Origin of the sequence: Actinomadura sp. RB99 (assembly GCF_014706005.1) — a bacterium.
In the GTDB taxonomy this organism is placed as follows: domain Bacteria; phylum Actinomycetota; class Actinomycetes; order Streptosporangiales; family Streptosporangiaceae; genus Spirillospora.
In genome coordinates, this window is the sequence record NZ_JABMCA010000086.1 from 1 (window position 1) to 19,296 (window position 19,296).

General features: G+C 75.1%; 17 protein-coding genes. 6 read left to right on the forward strand and 11 right to left on the reverse strand.

What is annotated here, in order from left to right; all coding sequences use genetic code 11:
• Positions 1-97 precede the first annotated feature (97 nt).
• From shc to hpnC, 5 genes are read right to left on the reverse strand one after another with little or no spacing between them, the layout of a single operon-like run.
• A complete protein-coding gene (shc, locus tag amrb99_RS42800; RefSeq protein WP_190867457.1) occupies positions 98-1,963 on the reverse strand; it encodes a squalene--hopene cyclase in 1,866 nt (621 codons plus the stop codon).
• A 52-nt stretch (positions 1,964-2,015) separates the two neighbouring features.
• Positions 2,016-3,026 (reverse strand): polyprenyl synthetase family protein, encoded by a 1,011-nt coding sequence (locus amrb99_RS42805; RefSeq protein WP_190867459.1) that lies wholly within the window; start codon positions 3,024-3,026, stop codon positions 2,016-2,018.
• Positions 3,023-4,354 (reverse strand): hydroxysqualene dehydroxylase HpnE, encoded by a 1,332-nt coding sequence (gene hpnE, locus amrb99_RS42810; RefSeq protein ID WP_190867461.1) that lies wholly within the window; start codon positions 4,352-4,354, stop codon positions 3,023-3,025. The genes amrb99_RS42805 and hpnE overlap by 4 nt, the downstream gene beginning before the upstream one ends.
• Complete coding sequence (gene hpnD / locus amrb99_RS42815) at positions 4,351-5,211, reverse strand: presqualene diphosphate synthase HpnD (RefSeq protein ID WP_190867463.1); 861 nt, start codon at positions 5,209-5,211, stop codon at positions 4,351-4,353. Before hpnD ends, hpnE begins: the two co-directional genes overlap by 4 nt.
• A gap of 1 nt (position 5,212) precedes the next feature.
• Positions 5,213-6,070, reverse strand: coding sequence for a squalene synthase HpnC (hpnC, locus tag amrb99_RS42820; RefSeq protein ID WP_190867465.1), 858 nt, complete (start codon positions 6,068-6,070; stop codon positions 5,213-5,215).
• Positions 6,071-6,211: 141 nt separating this feature from the next.
• On the opposite strand from hpnC, the gene amrb99_RS42825 reads away from it, so the two are divergent.
• The 4 genes from amrb99_RS42825 (at position 6,212) to amrb99_RS42840 (ending at position 11,108) form a co-directional block, all read left to right on the forward strand.
• Entirely contained in the window at positions 6,212-8,269 is a 2,058-nt protein-coding gene (locus amrb99_RS42825) for a phosphatase PAP2 family protein (protein WP_206700334.1), read from the forward strand.
• A gap of 68 nt (positions 8,270-8,337) precedes the next feature.
• Positions 8,338-9,546 (forward strand): PAS domain-containing sensor histidine kinase, encoded by a 1,209-nt coding sequence (locus tag amrb99_RS42830; protein ID WP_190867470.1) that lies wholly within the window; start codon positions 8,338-8,340, stop codon positions 9,544-9,546.
• 133 nt (positions 9,547-9,679) lie between these two features.
• Positions 9,680-10,708: an SDR family oxidoreductase gene (locus amrb99_RS42835; protein WP_190867472.1), complete on the forward strand. Its 1,029-nt coding sequence runs from the start codon at positions 9,680-9,682 to the stop codon at positions 10,706-10,708.
• A gap of 40 nt (positions 10,709-10,748) precedes the next feature.
• Positions 10,749-11,108 (forward strand): STAS domain-containing protein, encoded by a 360-nt coding sequence (locus amrb99_RS42840; RefSeq protein WP_190867474.1) that lies wholly within the window; start codon positions 10,749-10,751, stop codon positions 11,106-11,108.
• An 84-nt stretch (positions 11,109-11,192) separates the two neighbouring features.
• Here amrb99_RS42840 and amrb99_RS42845 read toward each other — a convergent pair whose 3' ends face one another.
• From amrb99_RS42845 to amrb99_RS42855, 3 genes are read right to left on the reverse strand one after another with little or no spacing between them, the layout of a single operon-like run.
• The gene (locus tag amrb99_RS42845; protein ID WP_206700335.1) at positions 11,193-12,536 is read right to left on the reverse strand and encodes a cytochrome P450; all 1,344 of its coding nucleotides are present in this window, start codon (positions 12,534-12,536) and stop codon (positions 11,193-11,195) included.
• A complete protein-coding gene (locus amrb99_RS42850) occupies positions 12,533-12,739 on the reverse strand; it encodes a ferredoxin (RefSeq protein ID WP_190867476.1) in 207 nt (68 codons plus the stop codon). Before amrb99_RS42850 ends, amrb99_RS42845 begins: the two co-directional genes overlap by 4 nt.
• Positions 12,736-13,407 (reverse strand): TetR/AcrR family transcriptional regulator, encoded by a 672-nt coding sequence (locus amrb99_RS42855; protein ID WP_190867478.1) that lies wholly within the window; start codon positions 13,405-13,407, stop codon positions 12,736-12,738. The genes amrb99_RS42850 and amrb99_RS42855 overlap by 4 nt, the downstream gene beginning before the upstream one ends.
• 135 nt (positions 13,408-13,542) lie before the next feature.
• Between amrb99_RS42855 and amrb99_RS42860 the strand changes: the two genes are divergently transcribed.
• On the forward strand, positions 13,543-15,012 hold the full coding sequence (locus amrb99_RS42860; RefSeq protein WP_347257104.1) for an MFS transporter: 1,470 nt from the start codon (positions 13,543-13,545) through the stop codon (positions 15,010-15,012).
• 30 nt (positions 15,013-15,042) lie between these two features.
• Here the strand turns inward: amrb99_RS42860 and amrb99_RS42865 are convergent, their stop codons facing one another.
• Positions 15,043-16,047, reverse strand: coding sequence for an oxygenase MpaB family protein (locus amrb99_RS42865; protein WP_190867480.1), 1,005 nt, complete (start codon positions 16,045-16,047; stop codon positions 15,043-15,045).
• Positions 16,048-16,142: 95 nt separating this feature from the next.
• Between amrb99_RS42865 and amrb99_RS42870 the strand changes: the two genes are divergently transcribed.
• Complete coding sequence (locus amrb99_RS42870) at positions 16,143-16,760, forward strand: TetR/AcrR family transcriptional regulator (protein ID WP_190867482.1); 618 nt, start codon at positions 16,143-16,145, stop codon at positions 16,758-16,760.
• A gap of 31 nt (positions 16,761-16,791) precedes the next feature.
• On the opposite strand, the gene amrb99_RS42875 is transcribed toward amrb99_RS42870, so the two are convergent.
• A complete protein-coding gene (locus amrb99_RS42875; protein ID WP_190867484.1) occupies positions 16,792-17,868 on the reverse strand; it encodes a membrane dipeptidase in 1,077 nt (358 codons plus the stop codon).
• Positions 17,858-19,258 (reverse strand): amidohydrolase family protein, encoded by a 1,401-nt coding sequence (locus amrb99_RS42880; protein ID WP_190867486.1) that lies wholly within the window; start codon positions 19,256-19,258, stop codon positions 17,858-17,860. Before amrb99_RS42880 ends, amrb99_RS42875 begins: the two co-directional genes overlap by 11 nt.
• Positions 19,259-19,296 lie beyond the last annotated feature (38 nt).

A 19,296-nucleotide genomic window follows, 5' to 3' on the forward strand; every position in this document is an offset into this window, starting at 1 on the left:
GCCCGCGCGGGGCCGGCGCCGGTCCGGACGACCGGCGGGCCGGCGTGCGCGAGCGCCCGCGCCTCGAGGCCGAGCGCCGCGCACACCACGGGCCTCGTCACCGGTCCCGCCCCAGGTAGCGGCCGAGGGCGCTGATCGGGAACACCAGTCGGTACAGGTGGTAGTTGATGTAGAAGTCGCCGGGGAAGCCGGTACCGGTGAACTGGTCCTCGTCCCAGGTGCCGTCCGGGCGCTGGTTCTCGACGAGCCAGCGGACCCCGGCCTCGACCGCCGGTGACCGCTCGCCCGCGGCGAGCAGCGCCAGCAGCGCCCAGGCCGTCTGCGACGGGGTGGACGTGCCGCGCCCGATCCAGGCGGGGTCGTCGTAGGAGCGCAGGTCCTCGCCCCAGCCGCCGTCGGGGTTCTGGTGGTGCTCCAGCCAGGCGACGGCGCGGCGGATCGGCGGCTTGTCCGGGCGGACGCCCGCGGCGATCAGCGCGGGCACCGCGCCGCCCGTGCCGTAGACGTGGTTGGCGCCCCACCGGCCGAACCACGACCCGTCCGGCTCCTGGGCCTTCAGCAGCCACACCACCGCCCGCTTGGTGACGGGCGACTCCGCGTGCCCCTCCTTGGCGAGGGCCTCGACGACGTGCGCGGTGACGTCCGCCGACGGCGGGTCGATGACGGCGCCGAAGTCGCAGAACGGCAGCTTGGTGCACAGCTCCTGGGTGTTGTCGGCGTCGAACGCGGCGAACCCGCCGTCCTTCGACGCCATCCCGGACATCCAGCGGACGGCCCGGTCGATCGGCCCGCGGGCCTCGGGCAGCCCGGAGCGGCGCAGCGCGAGGATCGCCTCGGCGGTGTCGTCGGTGTCGGGGTACAGGTCGTTGTCGAACTCGAACGCCCACCCGCCCGGCGGCAGGTCCGGCCGCCGCACCGACCAATCCCCCGGGCCGCGGATCTCCTCGCCCACGACCCAGCGGGCCGCGCGCAGCAGCGCCGGGTCGCCGGCGGGCGCGCCCGCGTCCGACAGCGCGTTCATCGCGAGGACCGTGTCCCACACCGGCGACTGGCAAGCCTCCAGGCGGCGGCCCTTCTCGTCCTCGATCGTGAACCGGTCGAGCCCGGCGAGGCCGCGCTTCATCACCGGATGGTCGAGGTCGTAGCCGAGCAGGCTCAGCGCCATCAGCGAGTACACCCACGGCGGCTGGATGCCGCCCCAGCAGCCGTCCGCCTCCTGCCGCGCGACGATCCACTCGGCCGCGCGCCGCAGCGCGGCCTTCCGCAGCGGCGCCACCGGCCGCTTCTCGTAGACGTGCAGGAACCGGTCCAGGGTGTTGAACGCCCGGCCCCAGCCGGTCGCCTTCCGCACCGGGCGCCGGCCCGCGCGCAGCTCCGGCAGGTCGAACGGCAGCGACCGGACGGGCCGCAGCGACCCGAGGACGGTCAGCGGCACGATCGTCTGCCGCGCCCAGCACGCCCAGCTGTAGACGTTCAGCGGGACGCGGCTCGGCAGGAACATCAGCTCCGGCGGCATCACCGGCAGGTCGTCCCAGGACCACTGGCCGAACAGCGCGAGCCAGATGCGGGTGAACACGCGGCTGCCCTCGATGCCGCCGGCCTCGCGCGCGTAGGCGGCGGCCTTGCGCATGTGCTCGTCCTCGGGGGCGTCGCCGGCCAGCCGCAGCGCGACGTACGCCTCGATGGTGGTGGACGGGTCCGGCGGTCCACCGTAGAAGTTCGCCCATGTCCCGTCGGCGCGCTGCTGCGAGCGGATCCAGCGCGCCGCCGCGGCGGTCTCGGCCTCGGTGCGGATGCCGAGGAACTGGCGCAGCAGCAGGTCCTCGGCGTCCATGGTGACGTTGGTCTCCAGCTCGGCCTTCCACCAGCCCTCGGCCGACTGCAGGCCGAGCAGGTGGTCGCGGGCCGCCTCGACGGCGGCCGCGGCCGCTTCGGTGAGTCCGGGGGCTTCCGTCGTGGTCATTCGGCATCCTGCTTTCTGACGGGTGTCCGCGTCCCGGTGCGGGTCCCGCCGCTCAGTGGTCCCGGGCGGTGACGAAGAGCGCGATGTCGCGGAACTCCGCGCGGACCGCGTCGTCCATCTCCACGTCGCCCACGTACTTGGCGGCCAGCGCGACGCGGCGGTCCGCCTCGGCCTCGGCCCAGGCGCGGCCGCCCGCGGCCTCGACCAGCTCCGCCATCTCCCGCAGGTCGGCCTCGGCGGGGTCGCCGGGCGCGGCGTACAGCTCGGCCAGCCGCGCGGAGTCGGGGGTCCCGGCGGTCAGCGCGGCGACCACCGGCAGCGACTTCTTGCGGGCCCGCAGGTCCGACAGCACCGGCTTGCCGGTCGTCTCCGGGCTCCCCCAGATGCCGAGCAGGTCGTCGACGAGCTGGAACGCCAGGCCCATCTCCGTCCCGTAGCCGGTGAGGGCGGTGACCAGCTCGGCGGGCGCCTCGCCGAGCATCGCGCCGATGGAGCTGGCGCAGGCCAGCAGCGCGCCCGTCTTGTCGGACGCCATCGTCAGGCACTCGTCGAGCGTGACGTCGGCGCGCTTCTCGAACCCCATGTCGAGGGCCTGGCCGGAGATGAGCCGCTGGGTGGCGGCGGTCAGCGCCTCCGCCGCCCAGTGCGCGCCGCGGGTGTGGTGCTCCAGCAGCAGCTCCTCCGACAGCGCCAGCAGCGCGTCGCCGGCGAGGATCGCGGCCGCCGCGCCGAAGACCGTCCACGCGGCGGGGCGGTGCCGGCGGGTCCGGTCGCCGTCCATGATGTCGTCGTGCAGCAGCGAGAACGCGTGCACGAACTCCACGGCGACGGCGCCGGGCAGGGCGTGCTCCGGCGGCGCGCCGGCCGCGCGCCCCGACAGCAGCGCCAGCGCGGGGCGCAGCGCCTTGCCGCCCGCCGCGGCGGGCCGGCCCTCGGCGTCGGTCCAGCCGAGGTGGTAGGCGATGACGCGGCGGTTGGCCGGGTCGAGGCGGTCCACGCAGGCGCGCATCGCCTCGTCGACGAGCGCGCGCCCGTCGGTGATCGAGCCGGGGACGGCGGTCATCGGCCGCTCACCCCGTCCAGGTGCCGCCGGACCAGCCGGGCGGCGGTCAGTCCACTGCGCACTGCCCCCTCCATGGTGTCGGGCCAGCCCGTGTCGGTCCACGCGCCGGCGAGGAAGAGCCCGGGCAGGCGGGTCGCGGACGCGGGCCGCAGCGCGCCGCTGCCGGGGCTCTGGCGGAACGTCGCATGGCGTTCCCGGGTGACGAAGAAGTCGGTGACGCGGGCCCGCCGGGCGGCCGGGAAGAGCCGTTCCAGGGCGGGCAGGAACGCGGCGCGGACGTCGGCGGCGGGCGTGTCGATCCAGCCGTCGGCGGCCGACACCGACACCGCGAGGTACTGGCCGCGGGCGAGGCCGCTGGTCGGCGTGCGGTCGAAGACCCACTGCACGGGCGAGCCGACGGCGGCGGCGAACGGCACGTCCATGACCGGCCGGTCGTAGACGACGTGCACGTTGATGATCGGGCTGGAGCCGAGGCCGGCCCAGCGGTCCCGGTCCGGGCACGCCTGCGCCGGGACGAGCGGGGCCGCCGCGCGGTGCGGCACCGCGACGACGACGGCGTCCGCGGCGACCGGCTCGCCGTCCACCACGAGCTTCGGACCGGCGTGGACCGCCGACACCTTCGCCTTCAGGCGCACGCGCCCGCCGAGCCCCGCGATCCGCTTCGCCGCGACCGAGCCGTGCAGCTCGCCGAGCGGGACGGTCGGGACGCCGATGTCGGCGGCGTCGGAGCGGCCGAGCAGGCCCTGCCGGCACACCATCGTCGCGGGGCCCATCGCGGCGTCGTCGACGCCGATGTTCAGCGCCGAGATCAGGAACAGCTCCCACAGCGCGGTGCGGGCCCGCTCGCGCTGGCCGTGGGCGGCGAGCCAGCCGCCCATCGCCTGCCCGTCCAGGTCCGGGTCCTGCGGGTCGAGGCGCTGCAGGGCCAGCGACGCGCGGACGGCCCGGAGCCGGTCGCCGGGCGACAGCAGCCGGTACCGGGCGAGCGCGGGCAGCAGGTGCAGCGGCCCCGGCGCCTTCGCGCGGCGCAGCCTCCCGGCCGGCCCGTCCGGGGTGAGGACGCGGATGTCGAGGCGGTCCTGGACGCGGACGAGGTCCCGCGCGTCCAGCCGGTCCAGCAGCCCCCGGTAGGCGGTGCAGCACTTCAGGAAGACGTGCTGCCCGTTATCGACGGTGAGGCCGTCGCGGTCGAACGAGTGGGTGGCGCCCCCGAGCCGGGGACGCGCTTCGTAGAGGGTGGTGCGCACGCCCGCCTCCAGGAGGGCGAGCGCGGCGCTGATCCCGGCGAGCCCGCCGCCGACGACGGCGACGTTCCCCCGGGCGCTCACCGCCGGATCCCGGCGAGCGCCGTCGCGGCGACGGCCGCCTTCTCCCACGCGGGCAGGGACATGCGGCCCGCCAGCGCGGTCGCCGGGTCGGCGGTGATGCGCCGCAGCAGCCGCCGGTAGATGCCGGCCATCGTCCCCGTGCACGCGGCGCTGCGCCGGTCGAGCATCGGCAGCAGCCGCAGCCCCGTCGCGTACCACTCCCCCGCGCGCTCCGCCTGGAAGCGGACCAGGGCGGCGAGCTGCTCCGGCGGGTCGGTGAACCGGCCGGACGCGTCCTGGTCCAGCGTGCAGCCGAACCTGGCGAGGTCCTTGGCCGGCAGGTAGACGCGGCCGCCGAGCCGGTCCTCGCGGACGTCCCGCAGGATGTTCGTCAGCTGCAGCGCGACGCCGAGCGCGTCCGCGCGGGTCCGGGCGACCCGGGGGTCGCCGGTGCCGAACACGCCGAGCGACAGGCGGCCGATCGAGCCGGCGACGCACCGGCAGTACCAGAGCAGGTCGTCGAAGGTGTCGTAGGAGGCGCCCCGCACGTCGGCCTCGCAGCCGTCGATGAGCTCGCCGAACGCCTCCAGCGGGATCGGCATGCGGCGCGCCGCGTCCGCGAGGGCGACCAGGACGGGGTCGTCCGGGTGGGCGCCGGGGTCGGCGAGCCGGTCGCGCTCGGCGGCCAGCGCGGCCAGCCGCGCATCGGGAGGGGCGTCGTTGTCGTCGCCGATGTCGTCGATCCTCCGCGCGAAGGCGTAGACGGCGCTGAGCGCCCGGCGTTTCGGCGGGGGCAGGAGGCGGATCCCGTACGAGAAGTTGCGTGCCTGCGAGCGGACGACCTGTTCGCAGTGCCGGTAGGCGCCGGCTGCGTCCATCTCATCTCCTTCCCAACATCCGCGACCACTCGGCGAGCAGCCGCGTCTTCCCCGGGCGTGGCGGGCCGGCCAGGACGTCGTAGGCGCGGCGGTCCAGCGCGGCGAGGGCGGCGAGCCCGCCCGCCGCGTACCCGGCCACGGCGGCGCGCGCGAACCCCGGCAGGGTCCGGACGAGAGGCGCGCCTTCGGCGAGCAGTCGTCCTGCCCTTCCCGCCTGAAGTGCGATGACACCGCGCAGGCGCGTCGGAGTGACCGCGGCGCGGAAGTCGTCCTCGGTGCAGCCGAACCGGCGCAGGTCGTCCGCCGGCAGGTAGACCCGGCCGTTGCGGTGGTCCTCGCCGACGTCCTGGCAGTGCTCGATGACCTGCAGAGCGGAGCAGATCCGGTCGGAGAGGCGGAGCCGCGCCGGGGTGGCGGCGCCGAACACGTGCAGGACGATGTGCCCGACGGGGTCCGCCGACAGGGTGCAGTAGTCGAGCAGCTCGTCGAACGTCCCGTAGCGGGTGACGACCTGGTCTTGGCGGTTTGCCCGCACTAGGCGCCGGAAAGGCTCCTCGGGGATCCGGCAGTCGTGGACGGTGCGGGCCAGCGCGCGCATGAGGGGGATCTCGGGGACGGCGCCCGCGTAGATCCGGTCGAGGTCGCGGTCGACGAGGTCGAGCAGGCCGGCGCGCTCATCCGGCGGCGCCTCGTCGCCGATGTCGTCGACGAGCCGGGCGTAGCCGTAGACGTCGAGGAGGTGGGCCCGGTGCCGGGCGGGAAGGAACCGGGCGGCCACCGGGAAGTTCTCCCTGGCCTGCAGCCGGTTCCTGATCTGGCGTTCGTGGGTCTCGTTCCATAAGCGCTCGCTGATGGACATCGTTTCCTTCGGGGGCGGCGCGCGGGGCGGGGCGGCGCTCTGCCGGTCGCAATGGTCCCCATAACCCTGTTGATCGCCGGGTAAACGCGAAACCGATCATATATATGTGTATAAACCAAGTTTTTGGGTTAGGAGAGGTTGGTGACACCTGAGACCGACCCCTCCGTCTCCTCCGCGCTCCCCTCCGGGCCATCGGGCCGCCGCCCTCCGCTCGCCCGCGAACTCGCGTACGGGCTGTCGCTCTTCGCTCTCTACGCCGTCGCCGCGGCCGTCCCCGTCGGCGACCGGCACGCCGCCGCGGCCGACCACGGCCGGCGGATCCACGACCTCGAACGGACGCTGCACATCGCCGCGGAGCGGCCGCTCAACGACTGGCTCGCCGCGCACCGCTCCGTCGCCGTCGTCGCGAACTACGAGTACGCCACCGTCTACCTGATCACCACCCTGTGGGTGCTGGCCTGGCTGTACCGCCGCCGGCCGGGCCGGTACCGCGTCGCCCGCAACGCCTTCGCGCTGATCAACGTGATCGGCGCGCTCTGCTTCGCGCTGTGGCCGGTGGCGCCGCCGCGCCTGCTGCCCGGCCTCGGGTACGTGGACACCGTCCTGACGCACGGCACGTGGGGGTCGTGGGGCAGCCCGGTCGTCGACCACGCCGACCGGCTCGCGGCCATGCCGTCGCTGCACGTCGCGTGGGCGCTGTGGGTGAGCGTCGAGCTGGCGCGGCTGTCGGTGCGGCGGTGGCTGCAGGCGGCCAGCGTCCTGCACGTCTTCGTGACGCTCTACGTCATCATGGCGACCGCCAACCACTACCTGCTGGACGCGGCGGGCGCGCTGGCCGTCGTCTGGGTCGCCTACCTCGTCACCGACCGGGACACCGGCCGGCCGCGGGCCCCGATCGTCCCGCCCGAGGACGCGTTCTTCCTGGCGGTGGAGTCGGACCGGACGCCGCAGCACGTCGGCGGGCTGATCCTGCTCGACGCGCCGGACGGGTCGCCGAGCCGCGAGGACATGATCGCGACGCTGCGCGGGAGGCTGGACGAGCTGCCCCGGCTGGGCCAGCGGCTGTCCCCGCCATCGCGGCTGCGGCGGCGCCGCTGGGTCGAGCACCCGGTGATCGACTGGGACTGGCACGTGCGCGAGGCGGTGCTCGCGGAGGACGGCGACGCGGGGCTCAACGCGCTCGTCGGCGCGCTGCAGAGCGAGCCGCTGCCGCGCGACCGGCCGATGTGGCGGATGATCCTGGTGCGCGGCTACGCCCCCGACCGGTCGGCGGTGATCTTCCTGATGCACCATGTCGTCGCCGACGGCATGGGCGTGATCACGCACGTACTGCGGATGCTGACGCCCCCGGACGCGCTGCCGGCCGCGGGCGCCGGGCCGTCGGCGACGCGCCGCGCGCTGGGCACGGCCGCCGGGATCGCCCAGCTGGCGACGGAGTCGCGGCAGCGGACGCGGCTGCCCTCGACCGGCACCGCGGAGCGGGCGTTCGGCACGTTCCGGCTGCCGATGCCGGCGGTCCGCGACCTCGCCCGCAAGCACCGCGTGCGGGTGACGGACGTGGTGCTGTGCGCGCTGGCCGGCGGCCTGCGCCGGGTCGGGCCGCCCGTGGGCGGGCCGGAGGGCGGGCGCGTCCTGCGGGTCGCGGTGCCGCTGATGACGGGCGGGCCCGTGGTGCCGCCCGAGGGCAACCACACCTCGGCGGTCATGGTGGACCTGCCGTACGGGCCGATGCCGGAGGTGGAGCGGCTGCGCACGCTGGCCGCGGCGACGCGGCGGCTGCGGTCCGGCACCCGGGCGCTGGCGTCGGCCTTCGTGATGCAGCGGGCGTCGCGGGCGCTGCCGCCGGTGCTGCACGACGCGTTCGCGCGGGCCGTGTACGGCGGCCGGACGTTCCAGGCGATCGCCACGAACCTCCCCGGTGCGAACACGCCGGCGCGGCTGGCCGGTGCCCCGCTGATCGTGGCGCACCCGATCGTCCCGACCGGGCCGGGCGCGCCGCTCGCGGTCGGTGCCCTCGGCTGGACCGGGATGCTGAACATGGGCGTCAGCGCGGAGGCGACGCTGGTGGCCGACATGGACGCGCTGTGCGGGGCCATGCGCGACGTGATCGAGGAGCTGGGCGCCGCGGAGGCGCCGGAGCCGGAGGCCGCCGACGCCCCGGCGGCCCGCCGCGGCCGCGGGCCGTCCGTCCCCGGCTGAGACGGGGTTTTGCGGCCGGGATGCCCGGGGCTTCCCGGCCGTTTGCCCTGAATGGATAGGTATGGGGGATGGCCGAGATCGACCTGTCGGCGGTCTTCGACGCGTTGCCCGTCGGCTGCGCGGTGTTCACGCCCGATCTGCGGTACGTGATGGTCAACTGCGCCTACGAGCGGCTCGCGGGGCGTTCCCGCGAGCAGCTGATCGGCCGTCCCTTCTACGAGGTGTTCCCCGGCGGCCCGGCCGGGCAGGGCGTGGCCCAGGTGCGGGCGTCCCTGGAACGGGTGGTGGCGGAGCGCGAGACCGACATCATGCCGCTGCAGCGTTACGACGTCGAGGCCGCCGACCGGCCCGGGGTGTACCAGGAGCGGTACTGGAGCATCCGGAACGCGCCGCTGCTCGGTCCGGACGGCGCGGTCACCGCCCTCCTGCACCGGGTGGAGGAGGTGACCTCCTACATCATGCAGCTGCGCGCCGCACGGTCGGGGGAGGCGCCGTCGCCCGAGGCCCAGGTGGAGGGCGTCGAGGCGGAGCTGTTCGCCCGGACGCGCGAACTGCAGGAGGTCAACGACCGGCTGCACCGGGCCCGGCAGGACGAGCACCGGGCCGCGGCGGCGATGCGCGACGCCCTGCGGCGGCAGCAGCAGGCCGTCGCGGACACCTCGCACGACCTGCGCGGGCCGCTCACCGGGCTGCAGACCCGGCTGCAGCTCGCGCTCGCCGACCCGGAGTCCGACTCGCGCGCGATCCTGCACGCCGCGCTGGACGACGCCGAGCGGCTCGGCGACATCGTCTCGGACCTGCTGGAGCTGGCCCGGCTGGAGGCGGGCGTGCCGATCAGGACCGGCACCGTGGACCTGACCCGGCTCGTGGAGGACGAGCTGGCCGGCCGCGAGCCCGGTGTCGCCCTCACGGCGCGCTTGGAGTCCGGCGTGGAGGTGGAGGGGTCGGCCGTCCGGCTGGCGCGGCTGCTGCGCAACCTGGTGTCCAACGCCGAGCGGCACGCGGCGAGCCGGGTCGAGGTGCTGCTCGCCCGGGAGGGCGGCCAGGCGGTCCTCCGGGTCGTCGACGACGGGCCGGGCATCCCGCCGGAGGAGCGGGAGGCGATCTTCCGCCGGTTCTACCGCCGCCCGGACGCGCGCGCCGGCGAGCCGGAGGGCACCGGCCTGGGGCTCGCGATCGCCCGTCAGGTCGCCGTCGCCCACCGGGGGACCTTGGCCGTCGCCGACCGGCCGTCCGGCACCTGCATGGTCCTGCGCCTCCCCTTGTGCGGCTCGTAGTGGCGGCCCGTAGCGGCGGCCCGCGAGCCCCGCGCCCGCGAGAGTACGGGTCGGGACGAACGCGGGATCATGCCGCGTTACGGACGCGTCTGTGCGGGCACTCCTCCTTGACCGAGCCGGTGGGAGGACGGCGATGAAGTACGGGATCGACGAGGGCAGCGTCGTGGTGATCACCGGCGCCAGCGGGGGCATCGGCCGCGCGGCCGCCCGGGCGTTCGGCGGGCGCGGCGCCGGGGTCGCGCTGCTGGCGCGCGGCGAGGAGGGCCTGGACGGCGCCGCCGAGGACGTCGTGAAGGCCGGCGGGCGGGCGCTGCCGATCAGCGTGGACGTCGCCGACGACGGCCGGGTGGAGGCGGCGGCCCGGCGCGTCGAGGAGGAGCTCGGGCCCATCGACGTGTGGGTGAACGTGGCGTTCTCCTCGGTGTTCGCGCCTTTCTGGGAGATCGAGCCCGACGAGTTCAAGCGCATCACCGAGGTCACCTACCTCGGCTACGCCAACGGCACCCGGGCGGCGCTCAAGCGGATGATGCCGCGCGGGCGCGGCGTGATCGTCCAGTGCGGGTCGGCGCTCGCCTACCGCGGGATCCCGCTGCAGAGCGGATACTGCGGCGCCAAGCACGCCGTCCAGGGCCTCCACGACTCGCTGCGGGCCGAGCTGCTGCACGCGTGCCCCGGCGTGAAGGTGACCATGGTGGAGATGCCGGGCGTCAACACCCCGCAGTTCAGCTGGGTGCTGTCGCGGCTGCCGCGCCGCGCGCAGCCGGTCCCGCCCATCTACCAGCCGGAGATCGCGGCGGACGCCCTGCTGTACGCGGCGGAGCATCCGCGGCGCCGGGAGTACTGGGTCGGCGGGAGCACGGTCGGCACGCTGATCGCGAACAAGTTCGCCGCGGGGGTCCTCGACCGCTACCTGGCGAGGACCGCGTTCTCGTCGCAGCAGACCGGGCAGCGGCGCCCGCCGGACCAGCCCGCGAACCTGTGGGAGCCCGTCGACGGAACCGGAGGCCGCGACTTCGGCGCGCACGGCCGGTTCGATGAGGAGGCCCATCCGCGCAGCCCTCAGCTGTGGGCTGCGAAGCACAAGTACCTGGTCGGCGCGGCGACGGCGGGCGCGGCCGCCACAGGGGCGGCCGTGGGCGCCGCCAGGCTGCTGCGCCGCTGATCCCCTAGGGTGCCGGGGGAAGGGATCGGAGGTTGAGCGCATGGGGGCCGCTGAAGGCGCGCAGCGCGGCGGCGCGAGTTTCGACGTCGCCGAGCACGAGGGCTGGACGGTGGTGACGGTCGAGGGCGAGCTGGACCTCGGCACCGCCGGGACGCTGGACGAGCATCTGTCGAAGGCGATCGGCGCGGAGGAGCGGCCGCGGATCGTCGTGGACGTCACCCGCATGACGTTCTGCGACTCGTCGGGGCTGAACGTCCTGATCCGGGCGAGCAAGCGGATCGCCGCGCTGCAGGGCCGGTTCGTGCTGGTGCGCCCGACCGAGCGCGTCCGCAACGTGCTGCGGGTCACCGGGCTGGAGCGCGTCTTCGACATCCGCGACGAGCCGCCCGAACCCGTGTGACCGGGCGGGCGGCCCGGCCGGCCGGGCGGGCCCCGGTGACCGTGACCGGGCGCGGCGGGCGGCCGCGCCCGGGCGGCGGGACGGTCAGCCGATGCGGAGGGGCAGGGTGCGGGGGCCGCGGACCTGCCCGGCGGACCACGTCACCGCCGACGGATCGTCGAGGGTGAAGCGCGGGAACCGTTCGAGCCAGACCTCCAGGGCGACGCGCAGCTCCATGCGGGCCAGGTGCGAGCCGACGCAGCGGTGGATGCCGAGGCCGAACGCGGCGTGCCGGTTGACCTCGCGGTCGATGACGACCTCCCCGGCGCGGTCGAACTGCTCGGGGTCGCGGTTGGCGGCGGGGAACGACAGCAGGATCCAGTCCTCGGCCTTCATGTCGGCGCCGCGCCAGTGCATGTCCTGCTTCACCAGCCGCGCCATCGTCACCGGCGCGTAGGCGCGCAGGAACTCCTCCATCGCCGTCGGCAGCAGCTCCGGCTCGGCGACCAGCCGCTCCCGGTCCGCCGGAGTCTTCGCCAGATGCCACAGCGACGCGCCGATCGCGCTCCACGTGGTGTCGATGCCCGCGATCAGCAGCAGCGCCATCGTCCCCGAGACGTGCGACGGGTCGAGCTTGCGGCCGTACAGCTCGGCGTTGATCAGGTACGTGGTGAGGTCGTCGCGCGGGCGGTCGACGTGGTCGCGGATCTGGTCGAGGAGGTAGTCGAACAGCTTCTCCATCCGCGCGATGCGCTCGTCGGGCGGCCGGTTGACACCCTCCAGCGCGTTCTCGACGAACTCGCGGAACTTCGGGCCGTCCTCCGGCGGGAACCCGAGCATGTCCGCGATCACCCGCATCGGGATGTGCTGGGCGTAGTCGCGGGCCGCGTCGACGACGCCGTCCCCCTCAAGGCCGTCGAGGAGCGCGTGGCAGAACGCGCGGGTCGCCGGTTCCAGCCGGGAGACGGCCGTCTTGGTGAAGGCCGGCAGCAGCAGCTTGCGCGCGTCGTGGTGGAACGGCGGGTCGGACGAGATCGGCGGCACCCCGCCCACCGGCGCCGCCTCCAGCGGCGGCCGGAAGTTGCTCATCACGATCGACCGGGACGAGAAGCGCTCGGTGTCGTAGGCGATCGCGCTGACGTCCTCGTAGCGGGTCGGCAGCCAGCCGCCGCCGAACCGGCCGGTGTGCGCGATCGGGCAGCGCCGCCGCAGGTCGTCCTGGATCGGGTAGGGGTCGGCCGCCCATTCGGGCTCCATGTGGGAGAAGTCGGTCGCCCAGTCCGCCACCGGACCGGTGACGACCTCGTTGCGCGTGCCGAGCGGCCGGCTCTCGCGCATCTCCTCGAAGCCCTGGGTGAAGCGGTCGTCCTCGGTCGCCGGCGCGCCGGTCGCCGGCGCGCCGCCGGTGGCCGGCTCTCGGTCGATGACCGGCTCGCGGTCGGTGGTCATGCCTCCGCCTCCTTCACGACGGTGATCGCGCGCTCGGGGCAGTTGGCCGCCGCGCGGCGCGCGTCCTGCTCCCCGTCCGCCGGGACGGTCCCGTCGGCGAGGACGGTGCCGTAGCCCTCGTCGTCCTCGCCGAACAGGCCGGGGGCCAGGTCGTAGCAGCGGCCGTGCCCCTGGCAGCGCCCGGGATCGATCCGCACCTTCATCGCGTTCCTCCTGTCTCCGCTTCGGGACCGGCCGGCTCCCCCGGCTCGGGGCGGGCCTGCGCGGGGCGGGCCGGCGCGGGACCGGCCGGTGCGAAGGCCGCCACGACGCGGGTCAGCAGCGCGGACCACTCCTCGTCGCCGACCCCGTGCATCTCCGGCGGGACCAGCACGCTGCCCATCGCCAGCAGCAGGCAGAAGTGCGCGACGGCCTCGGGCGAGAGCGCGCCGTCCATCTCCCCGCCGGCCTGCGCCGCGCGCACCAGCTCCTCCAGCACGGCGGCGCGCTCGCCCATGTAGTCGTGCATCGGCCGGGCCACGTCGGCGTCGCGGCGGGCCGCCACGAGCGCCTCGACGACGAGGTGGCCGCGCGCGTCCCGGCGGCGCGGCAGCCACCGGCCGATGATCAGCAGCGACTCGGTGATCGGGCGTTCCGGGTCGGCGGCGACGAGCTCGGCCAGCATCTGCCGGCCGTGCGCGCGCAGCGCCGCCACCAGGAGCTCGCCCTTCGAGCCGAAGTGGGCGTACAGCGCGCCGTTGCTGACCCCGGCGGCGGCCGCGATGTCGGCGACGCGCGTGCCGTCGTAGCCGCGCTCGGCGAAGACGCCGGCCGCCGCGCGCAGCAGCCGCTCTCGCGTCTCGGCCGCCGTGACGCCCGCGATCCGGCCCATGGACGGAATTAAAAGACCGTTCATTCAGTACCGTCAAGGGCTGGATTCTCGAATCGAGTTCTAGTATCAACATCTAGAAAGAGGTCGTTCTCTCGTCGGTCGGGAGGCCCGCATGGGCGATGCCGGCGCGCCCGCGTGACCGGGACGACGCCCGCCGTCCGGTGCCCGGAGCCCGCCGCCGGGCGGCCCGGCGACCCCTGGTGGACGCTGTCCGCGGTGAGCATGGCGAGCGTGCTGACCGGGCTCGGCGGCAACACCCTCAACGTCGCGCTCCCCTCGGTCGTGCGGCACTTCCACGCCGGGCCGCTCGCCGCGAACTGGATGCTGCTGGCGTTCCTGCTGGCCAACACCGTCCTCATCGTGGTGTTCGGGCGGTTCGCCGACATGTTCGGCCGCCGCGCGATGTACCTGTCCGGCCTCGGCGCCTACACCCTCGCGAGCCTGCTGCTCGGTTTCGCCCCGACCGCCTGGACGGTCGTGGGCCTGCGCGTCCTTCAGGCCGCGGGCGGCGCGATGCTGCTGGCCAACAGCGCCGCCATCGTCACCGACGCGTTCCCGCGCGAGCGGCTCGGCCGCGCCATGGGCGTCTACACCGCCTCGTTCTCCATCGCGCAGCTGGCCGGGCCCACCCTCGGCGGCTACCTCACCGACGCCTTCGGCTGGCGGTGGGTGTTCTGGTACAACGTCCCGTTCGGCGTGCTGTGCCTGGCCTGGGGCGCCGTCGCGCTGCGGCCCGTGGAGGCGGCCTCGCGCGAGCGCGGCGTCGACGTGCCCGGCAACGTGCTCGTCCTCGCCGGGCTCGGCGGCCTGCTGTTCGGGCTGTCGCAGGTCAACGAGCGGGGATGGGGCAGCCCGGTCGTCATCGGCGGCGTCGCCGTGTTCGCGGTGCTGCTGCCGGTCTTCCTCGCCGTCGAGCGCCGCTCCTCCCGCCCGGTCGTCGACATCGCGCTGTTCCGGGACGCGCCGTTCGCGCTCGGCCTGCTCGCCACGTTCCTCAACGCGACCGCGCGGATGGGCGCGGTCGTGCTGCTCGCGCTGTTCTTCCAGTCCGTGCAGGGCGACGACCCCGTCACGGCCGGGCTCAAGGTGCTGCCGATGTCGGCGGTCGCGGTCCTGGCGTCCACCGGCGCGGGCTTCCTCGAGAACCGCGTCGGCGCCCGGACCATGACGGTGCTCGCCGCCGCGCTGACGACGCTCGGGCTGCTCGAACTGCTGGCGGCGATCGGGCGGGACGTCCCGTACGCGCCGGTCGCGGCGGGCCTGATGCTGCTGGGCGCCGGGTCGGGCGCGTTCCTGCCCTCCAACGCGACGGCGCTGCTGAGCGGCCTGCCGTCGCACCGGCTCGGCGTGGTCAACGCGATGCGGCTGATGGTGCAGAACACCGGCATCGTGGTGAGCACCGCCCTGGCCTTCTCGATCATCGCGGGTCCGGTGCCGGCCGCGCTGCGCGCGCACGTCTTCGCCGGGGACCTGTCGCGGGTGTCGGGGCAGGGCGTCCAGCAGCTCGTCCTCGGCTACCGGTACGCGCTGGCCTGCATGGCGGCGCTGTCCGCGCTCGCCGTGCTGGCCTGCCTCGGCACCCGCCGCGCGGAGCGCTCGCGCTAGGCGAGCGCTCCCCCTAGGCGAGCGCTCCCGCTAGGCGATGGCCTCCACCTCCTCGCGGGTCAGCTCGGGGTCGGGCGCGGACGGCGCCGTCACCGCGACGGGCGCGGAGGCGCCGCCGGCGACCCGCGCCTCGGCCTGCCGGAACTCCGGCAGCGGGCCGGTCGCGTCGTACAGCCCGTTGAGCGCGAGCCAGAGGGCGCCGCGGCGCATGCGCAGCACCAGCGGGTTGGGCCGCTGGTAAAGCGCCAGCTTCTGCGCCCATTCGGGAAGCATGTCGCGGGCGGCCCAGTCCATGAAGGGGCTGCCGGGCTCCCACGGCTTCGTGCCGTTGCCGCGCAGGTTCGGGCCGGTCCCGAACGCCTTGATCGGCGTGACGGCCAGGCGCGGCAGGTAGGACTCCAGGCACTCGGCGACATCGGCCTTCGTGGCGGGCAGGTCGGTGCCGCCCAGCGCCTCCCCCACCCGGACGAACTCGCCGTAGTAGCGCTCCAGGTCGGCGCCGCGCAGCGGCTTGCGGTGGTAGCGCTCGTGGGCCGTCGCGAGGCCCCACACGACGGTGGCATAGTTCCAGCGCAGCCAGTCGGGGTCGTCGGCGTCGTACGGCAGGCCGTCCGGGCGGGTGCCCTTCACGGTGTGGTGCATCGCGCGGACCGTGCGGGCGAGCCGCTCGGCGGTCTTGGTGGATCCGTAGGCGGTGCCGATGAAGAACGACAGCGAGTGGCCGAGCCGGACGGCGGCGCCCTCCGGGTCGATGCCGCCGGTCGGGACGCCGTCCACCCGCTCGGGGATGCGGGAGTGGTCGTAGGCCATCCAGCTGATGCTGGGGTCGAGGCCCTCGATGTAGGCGGCGCCGACCAGGCCGAGGACCAGGGTCGGCAGGTGCGAGTGGACGTACCAGACCGCGCTGTCCGGGCCGAACCAGCCCGGGTCGCCCTCGGGTCCGGCGAACTCCAGGCCCCGGAAGAACCGGGACCGGATCTCGGTGTCGAAGGCCCGCTCGAATCGTGCCGCGAGGATGTTCGTCCTGGGTGCCATCCCGGCGCTCCCGTCAGAGTCTGGATACAACTGTGTCCAGACTCCAGCGTAAGTGTCTGGGTACATGCGTGTCCAGACTTGGTATCGTGACCGCCATGGCGAACGCCCGGACGGCCGCGAACACCCGGTGGGCCGGGGTCCCCGCCGCCCGGCGCCGGGACGAGCGGCGCGACATGCTCGTCCGGGCCGCGTACCGGCTGTTCACCGCGGGCGGCGAGGCCGCCCTGGCCGTCCGCGCGGTGTGCCGCGAGGCGGAGCTGCACACGCGCTACTTCTACGAGAACTTCGCCGACACCGCCGAGCTGCTCGCGGCCGTGTACGACCAGCAGGCCACCGCGCTCGGCGACGTCCTCGCCCGCGCGGTCGAGGACGCCGGCCCGCGCCCCGACGCGCGCACCCGCGCCGGCATCCGCGCCGTCCTGCGGTTCATCAGCGACGACCCGGGCCGCGGGCGCGTGCTGTTCGCCGAGGCGCGCGGCAACGAGATCCTCGCCGCCCGCCGCCGCGCCGCGCAGACCGCGCTGCTGGAGGGCGTCCTCGCGATGACCCGCGACCAGGACCCGCCGCTCCCCGTCGTCATCGCCGCCACCATGTTCACCGGCGCCATGACCGAGCTCGCCCAGCAGTGGGCCGACGGCCGGCTCGGCACCGACCTCGACGCCGTCGTCGACGGCGCCGTGACGCTCTCCCTCGCCCTGCACGCCGCCGTCTAGCCGGGCCGCGCCGCGCGCGGCCCGGCGGGCGTCAGGCCCCCCAGACCGCCTTCGCGTAGTTCAGGAAGTTCAGTCCGAGGATCTTCTCGATCCGGGTCGAGGAGTAGCCGCGCCGCTCCAGCAGCCGCGCCAGCTCGCGGAACTGGTCGACGCCGCGCAGGTCGGCGACGAACGGGAGGGTGTCGGCGCGCTCGCCCGCCGCGGACGCGCCGGCCGCCCGCCGCCGCGCCACCTGCTCGGCGAGCCGCTCCCGGTAGGCGTCCAGGTCGTCGATCGCGGTGATCGCGCCGTCGGTGCCGATGCCGACGTGGTCCTCGCCGCAGACGTCGACCGCGTGCGCGATGTGCTCGACCACGTCCGCGGCCGTGGCGTGGCCGGAGGCGTTGACGAACGGCATGAAGTAGACGCCGACGAACCCGCCCCGCGAGGCGACGAGCCGCAGCTCCTCGTCGGTCTTGTTGCGGGGCAGGTCGACGAGGGCGCGGCAGCCCGTGTGGTTGATCGAGACGGGCTGGGCGGACACGCGCGCGGCCTCCAGGCACGTCCGCTCGCCGCTGTGCGAGAGGTCCACCATGACGCGCCGCTCGTTGAGGGCCTCGACGACCTCGCGCCCGAGCGGCGTGAGGCCGCGGTTCCCGGGCGCCATCGAGCCGTCGCCGATCCGGTTCGCCTGGTTGTAGGTCAGCTGGACGACCCGCACGCCCAGGCGGGCGAACTCGGCCACCCGCTCGGGGCGGTCCTCCACGGCGGCGGCGTTCTGGAACCCGTAGATGATGCCGATCCTGCCCGACCGCTTGGCCTCGGCGATGTCGGCGGCGGTGCCGATCCGCATCAGGTCGCCCGGGCGGGCGGCGATGATCGCGTCCCACGTCCGGATCTCGTCGAGGGTGTGCCGGTAGGGCGGGAAGTCGCCGAGCGTGTAGCCCAGCGTCACGTTGATCGCGGTGACGCCGGAGGCGTGCGCGTCGGCCAGGGCGCGCTCGTTGATCGTCAGCTGGGCGCTGGTCGGGGCGAGCTGTCCGGAGGCGGCGGCCGACGCGGGCGCGTTGGGGTCGTCCAGCTCGCCGAGCGCGTTGATGACGACGAAGTCCTCGATGTCAACGCCCATCGGGCGCTCCCTTCCCGGTGCCGGCGCCGGTGCCGGCCGCCTGGGCGTCGTGGTCCGAGCGGTCGTAGTCGGCACGGTGGTAGTCGGCACGGTCGTGGCGCCGGCCGCGCTTGACCGTGGTGACGATGCGGCGGAGGTGGTCGATGTCCTCGTACGGGTCCGCGTCGACGATGACGAAGTCGGCCCGCTTGCCCGGCTCGACGGTGCCGACCGTGTCCTGGAGCCCGATCGCGGCGGCGCCCGCGGTGGTGGCCGCGCGGACCGCCTCGTGCGGCGCCATCTCCATCGATCGGACGAGGTAGCGGAGCTCGTCGTGGAGCGCCGGGAACCGGTCGCGGGGCGACGTCTCGTAGTCGGTGCCGGCGCAGATCGTGACGCCCGCGCGGCGCGCCCGGCCGATCAGCCGCCGCAGCACGCGCGGGGCGAGTTCGGCCGCGCCGGGGGCGCCCGACGGCATCCGGGCCACGAGGCTCGCGGTCGCGTCGAGGACCGTCCCGCGGCGCCGCATGTCCTCGAACAGCGGGTCCAGGGCGTCCTCGGGCGCGTCGAGGAAGCGCCGGTAGGCGTCCGCGAGGTGCTCGCGCTGCCGCCGGTACGACACGGGCCGGTCACCGGAGAGTTCGTGGACGAGCATGTGGACGTGGGACACCACGTCGACGCCCGCCGCGACGACCTCGCCGGGCATCGCGGGGAACACGGCCGCGTGCGCCCACACCAGCATCCCCTGATGGTGCGCCTCCGCGGCGATCCGGCGGACCAGCGAGGCGTCGAGGTCGGCGTAGATCTTGATCGCGACGGCGCCGGTGCCGCGCGCGGCGGCGACGGCGAGCCGCAGGTCGGTCCCCTCGTCGACCGCCCGCATCCAGGGCACGGCGCCGGGCGCCGCCCCCTGCGTCACCTGGTGGGTGCGGGGGTCGTCGAAGAACCCCGGGCCCGCCATCAGCGCCGCGCAGTGGACGTCCGGGCCGGGGATCTCGCCGACGAGCGCGGCGCGCGCGAGGTCGGCCATCTGCCGCAGGTCGCCGGCCATCTCGCGGATCGCGGTGACGCCGCCGTAGACCTGCCGCCGCATCATCGCCTCGGCCTGGGCGCGGTTCGGCGGGGTCGACAGGTGCTGGTGGGCGTCGACCAGGCCGGGGAGCAGGAACGCGCCCCGCGCGTCGACCGTCTCGGCGCCGGGCGGGCCCGACGGGCCGAGGTCGGCGTCGGGGACCACCGCCTCGATCACCGGGCCGTCCGTCACCACCGCCATGCCGTGCCGGACGGGGGCGCCGGTCCCGTCGATCAGCGACACGCCCCGGTAGGCCGTCACGCGGCACGGCCCGGGCGCGGCGAAGGGGGTGGGGGCCGGGTCGTTCTCCGCGACCGGGGGCTCGTCCTGGTCCGTCATGGCGATCGCGCGGTCTCCGTTCTCGATCCTGGAGGGCC

Coding starts and splice junctions, on each gene's coding strand:
- hpnC (WP_190867465.1), bottom strand. CDS start 6,070: ATGTCCATCAGCGAGCGCTTATGGAACGAGACCCACGAACGCCAGATC.
- amrb99_RS42805 (WP_190867459.1), bottom strand. CDS start 3,026: ATGACCGCCGTCCCCGGCTCGATCACCGACGGGCGCGCGCTCGTCGAC.
- amrb99_RS42850 (WP_190867476.1), bottom strand. CDS start 12,739: ATGAAGGTGCGGATCGATCCCGGGCGCTGCCAGGGGCACGGCCGCTGC.
- amrb99_RS42845 (WP_206700335.1), bottom strand. CDS start 12,536: ATGACCACCGACCGCGAGCCGGTCATCGACCGAGAGCCGGCCACCGGC.
- amrb99_RS42855 (WP_190867478.1), bottom strand. CDS start 13,407: ATGGGCCGGATCGCGGGCGTCACGGCGGCCGAGACGCGAGAGCGGCTG.
- amrb99_RS42835 (WP_190867472.1), top strand. CDS start 9,680: ATGAAGTACGGGATCGACGAGGGCAGCGTCGTGGTGATCACCGGCGCC.
- hpnD (WP_190867463.1), bottom strand. CDS start 5,211: ATGGACGCAGCCGGCGCCTACCGGCACTGCGAACAGGTCGTCCGCTCG.
- amrb99_RS42865 (WP_190867480.1), bottom strand. CDS start 16,047: ATGGCACCCAGGACGAACATCCTCGCGGCACGATTCGAGCGGGCCTTC.
- amrb99_RS42880 (WP_190867486.1), bottom strand. CDS start 19,258: ATGACGGACCAGGACGAGCCCCCGGTCGCGGAGAACGACCCGGCCCCC.
- amrb99_RS42840 (WP_190867474.1), top strand. CDS start 10,749: ATGGGGGCCGCTGAAGGCGCGCAGCGCGGCGGCGCGAGTTTCGACGTC.
- amrb99_RS42870 (WP_190867482.1), top strand. CDS start 16,143: ATGGCGAACGCCCGGACGGCCGCGAACACCCGGTGGGCCGGGGTCCCC.
- shc (WP_190867457.1), bottom strand. CDS start 1,963: ATGACCACGACGGAAGCCCCCGGACTCACCGAAGCGGCCGCGGCCGCC.
- amrb99_RS42830 (WP_190867470.1), top strand. CDS start 8,338: ATGGCCGAGATCGACCTGTCGGCGGTCTTCGACGCGTTGCCCGTCGGC.
- amrb99_RS42875 (WP_190867484.1), bottom strand. CDS start 17,868: ATGGGCGTTGACATCGAGGACTTCGTCGTCATCAACGCGCTCGGCGAG.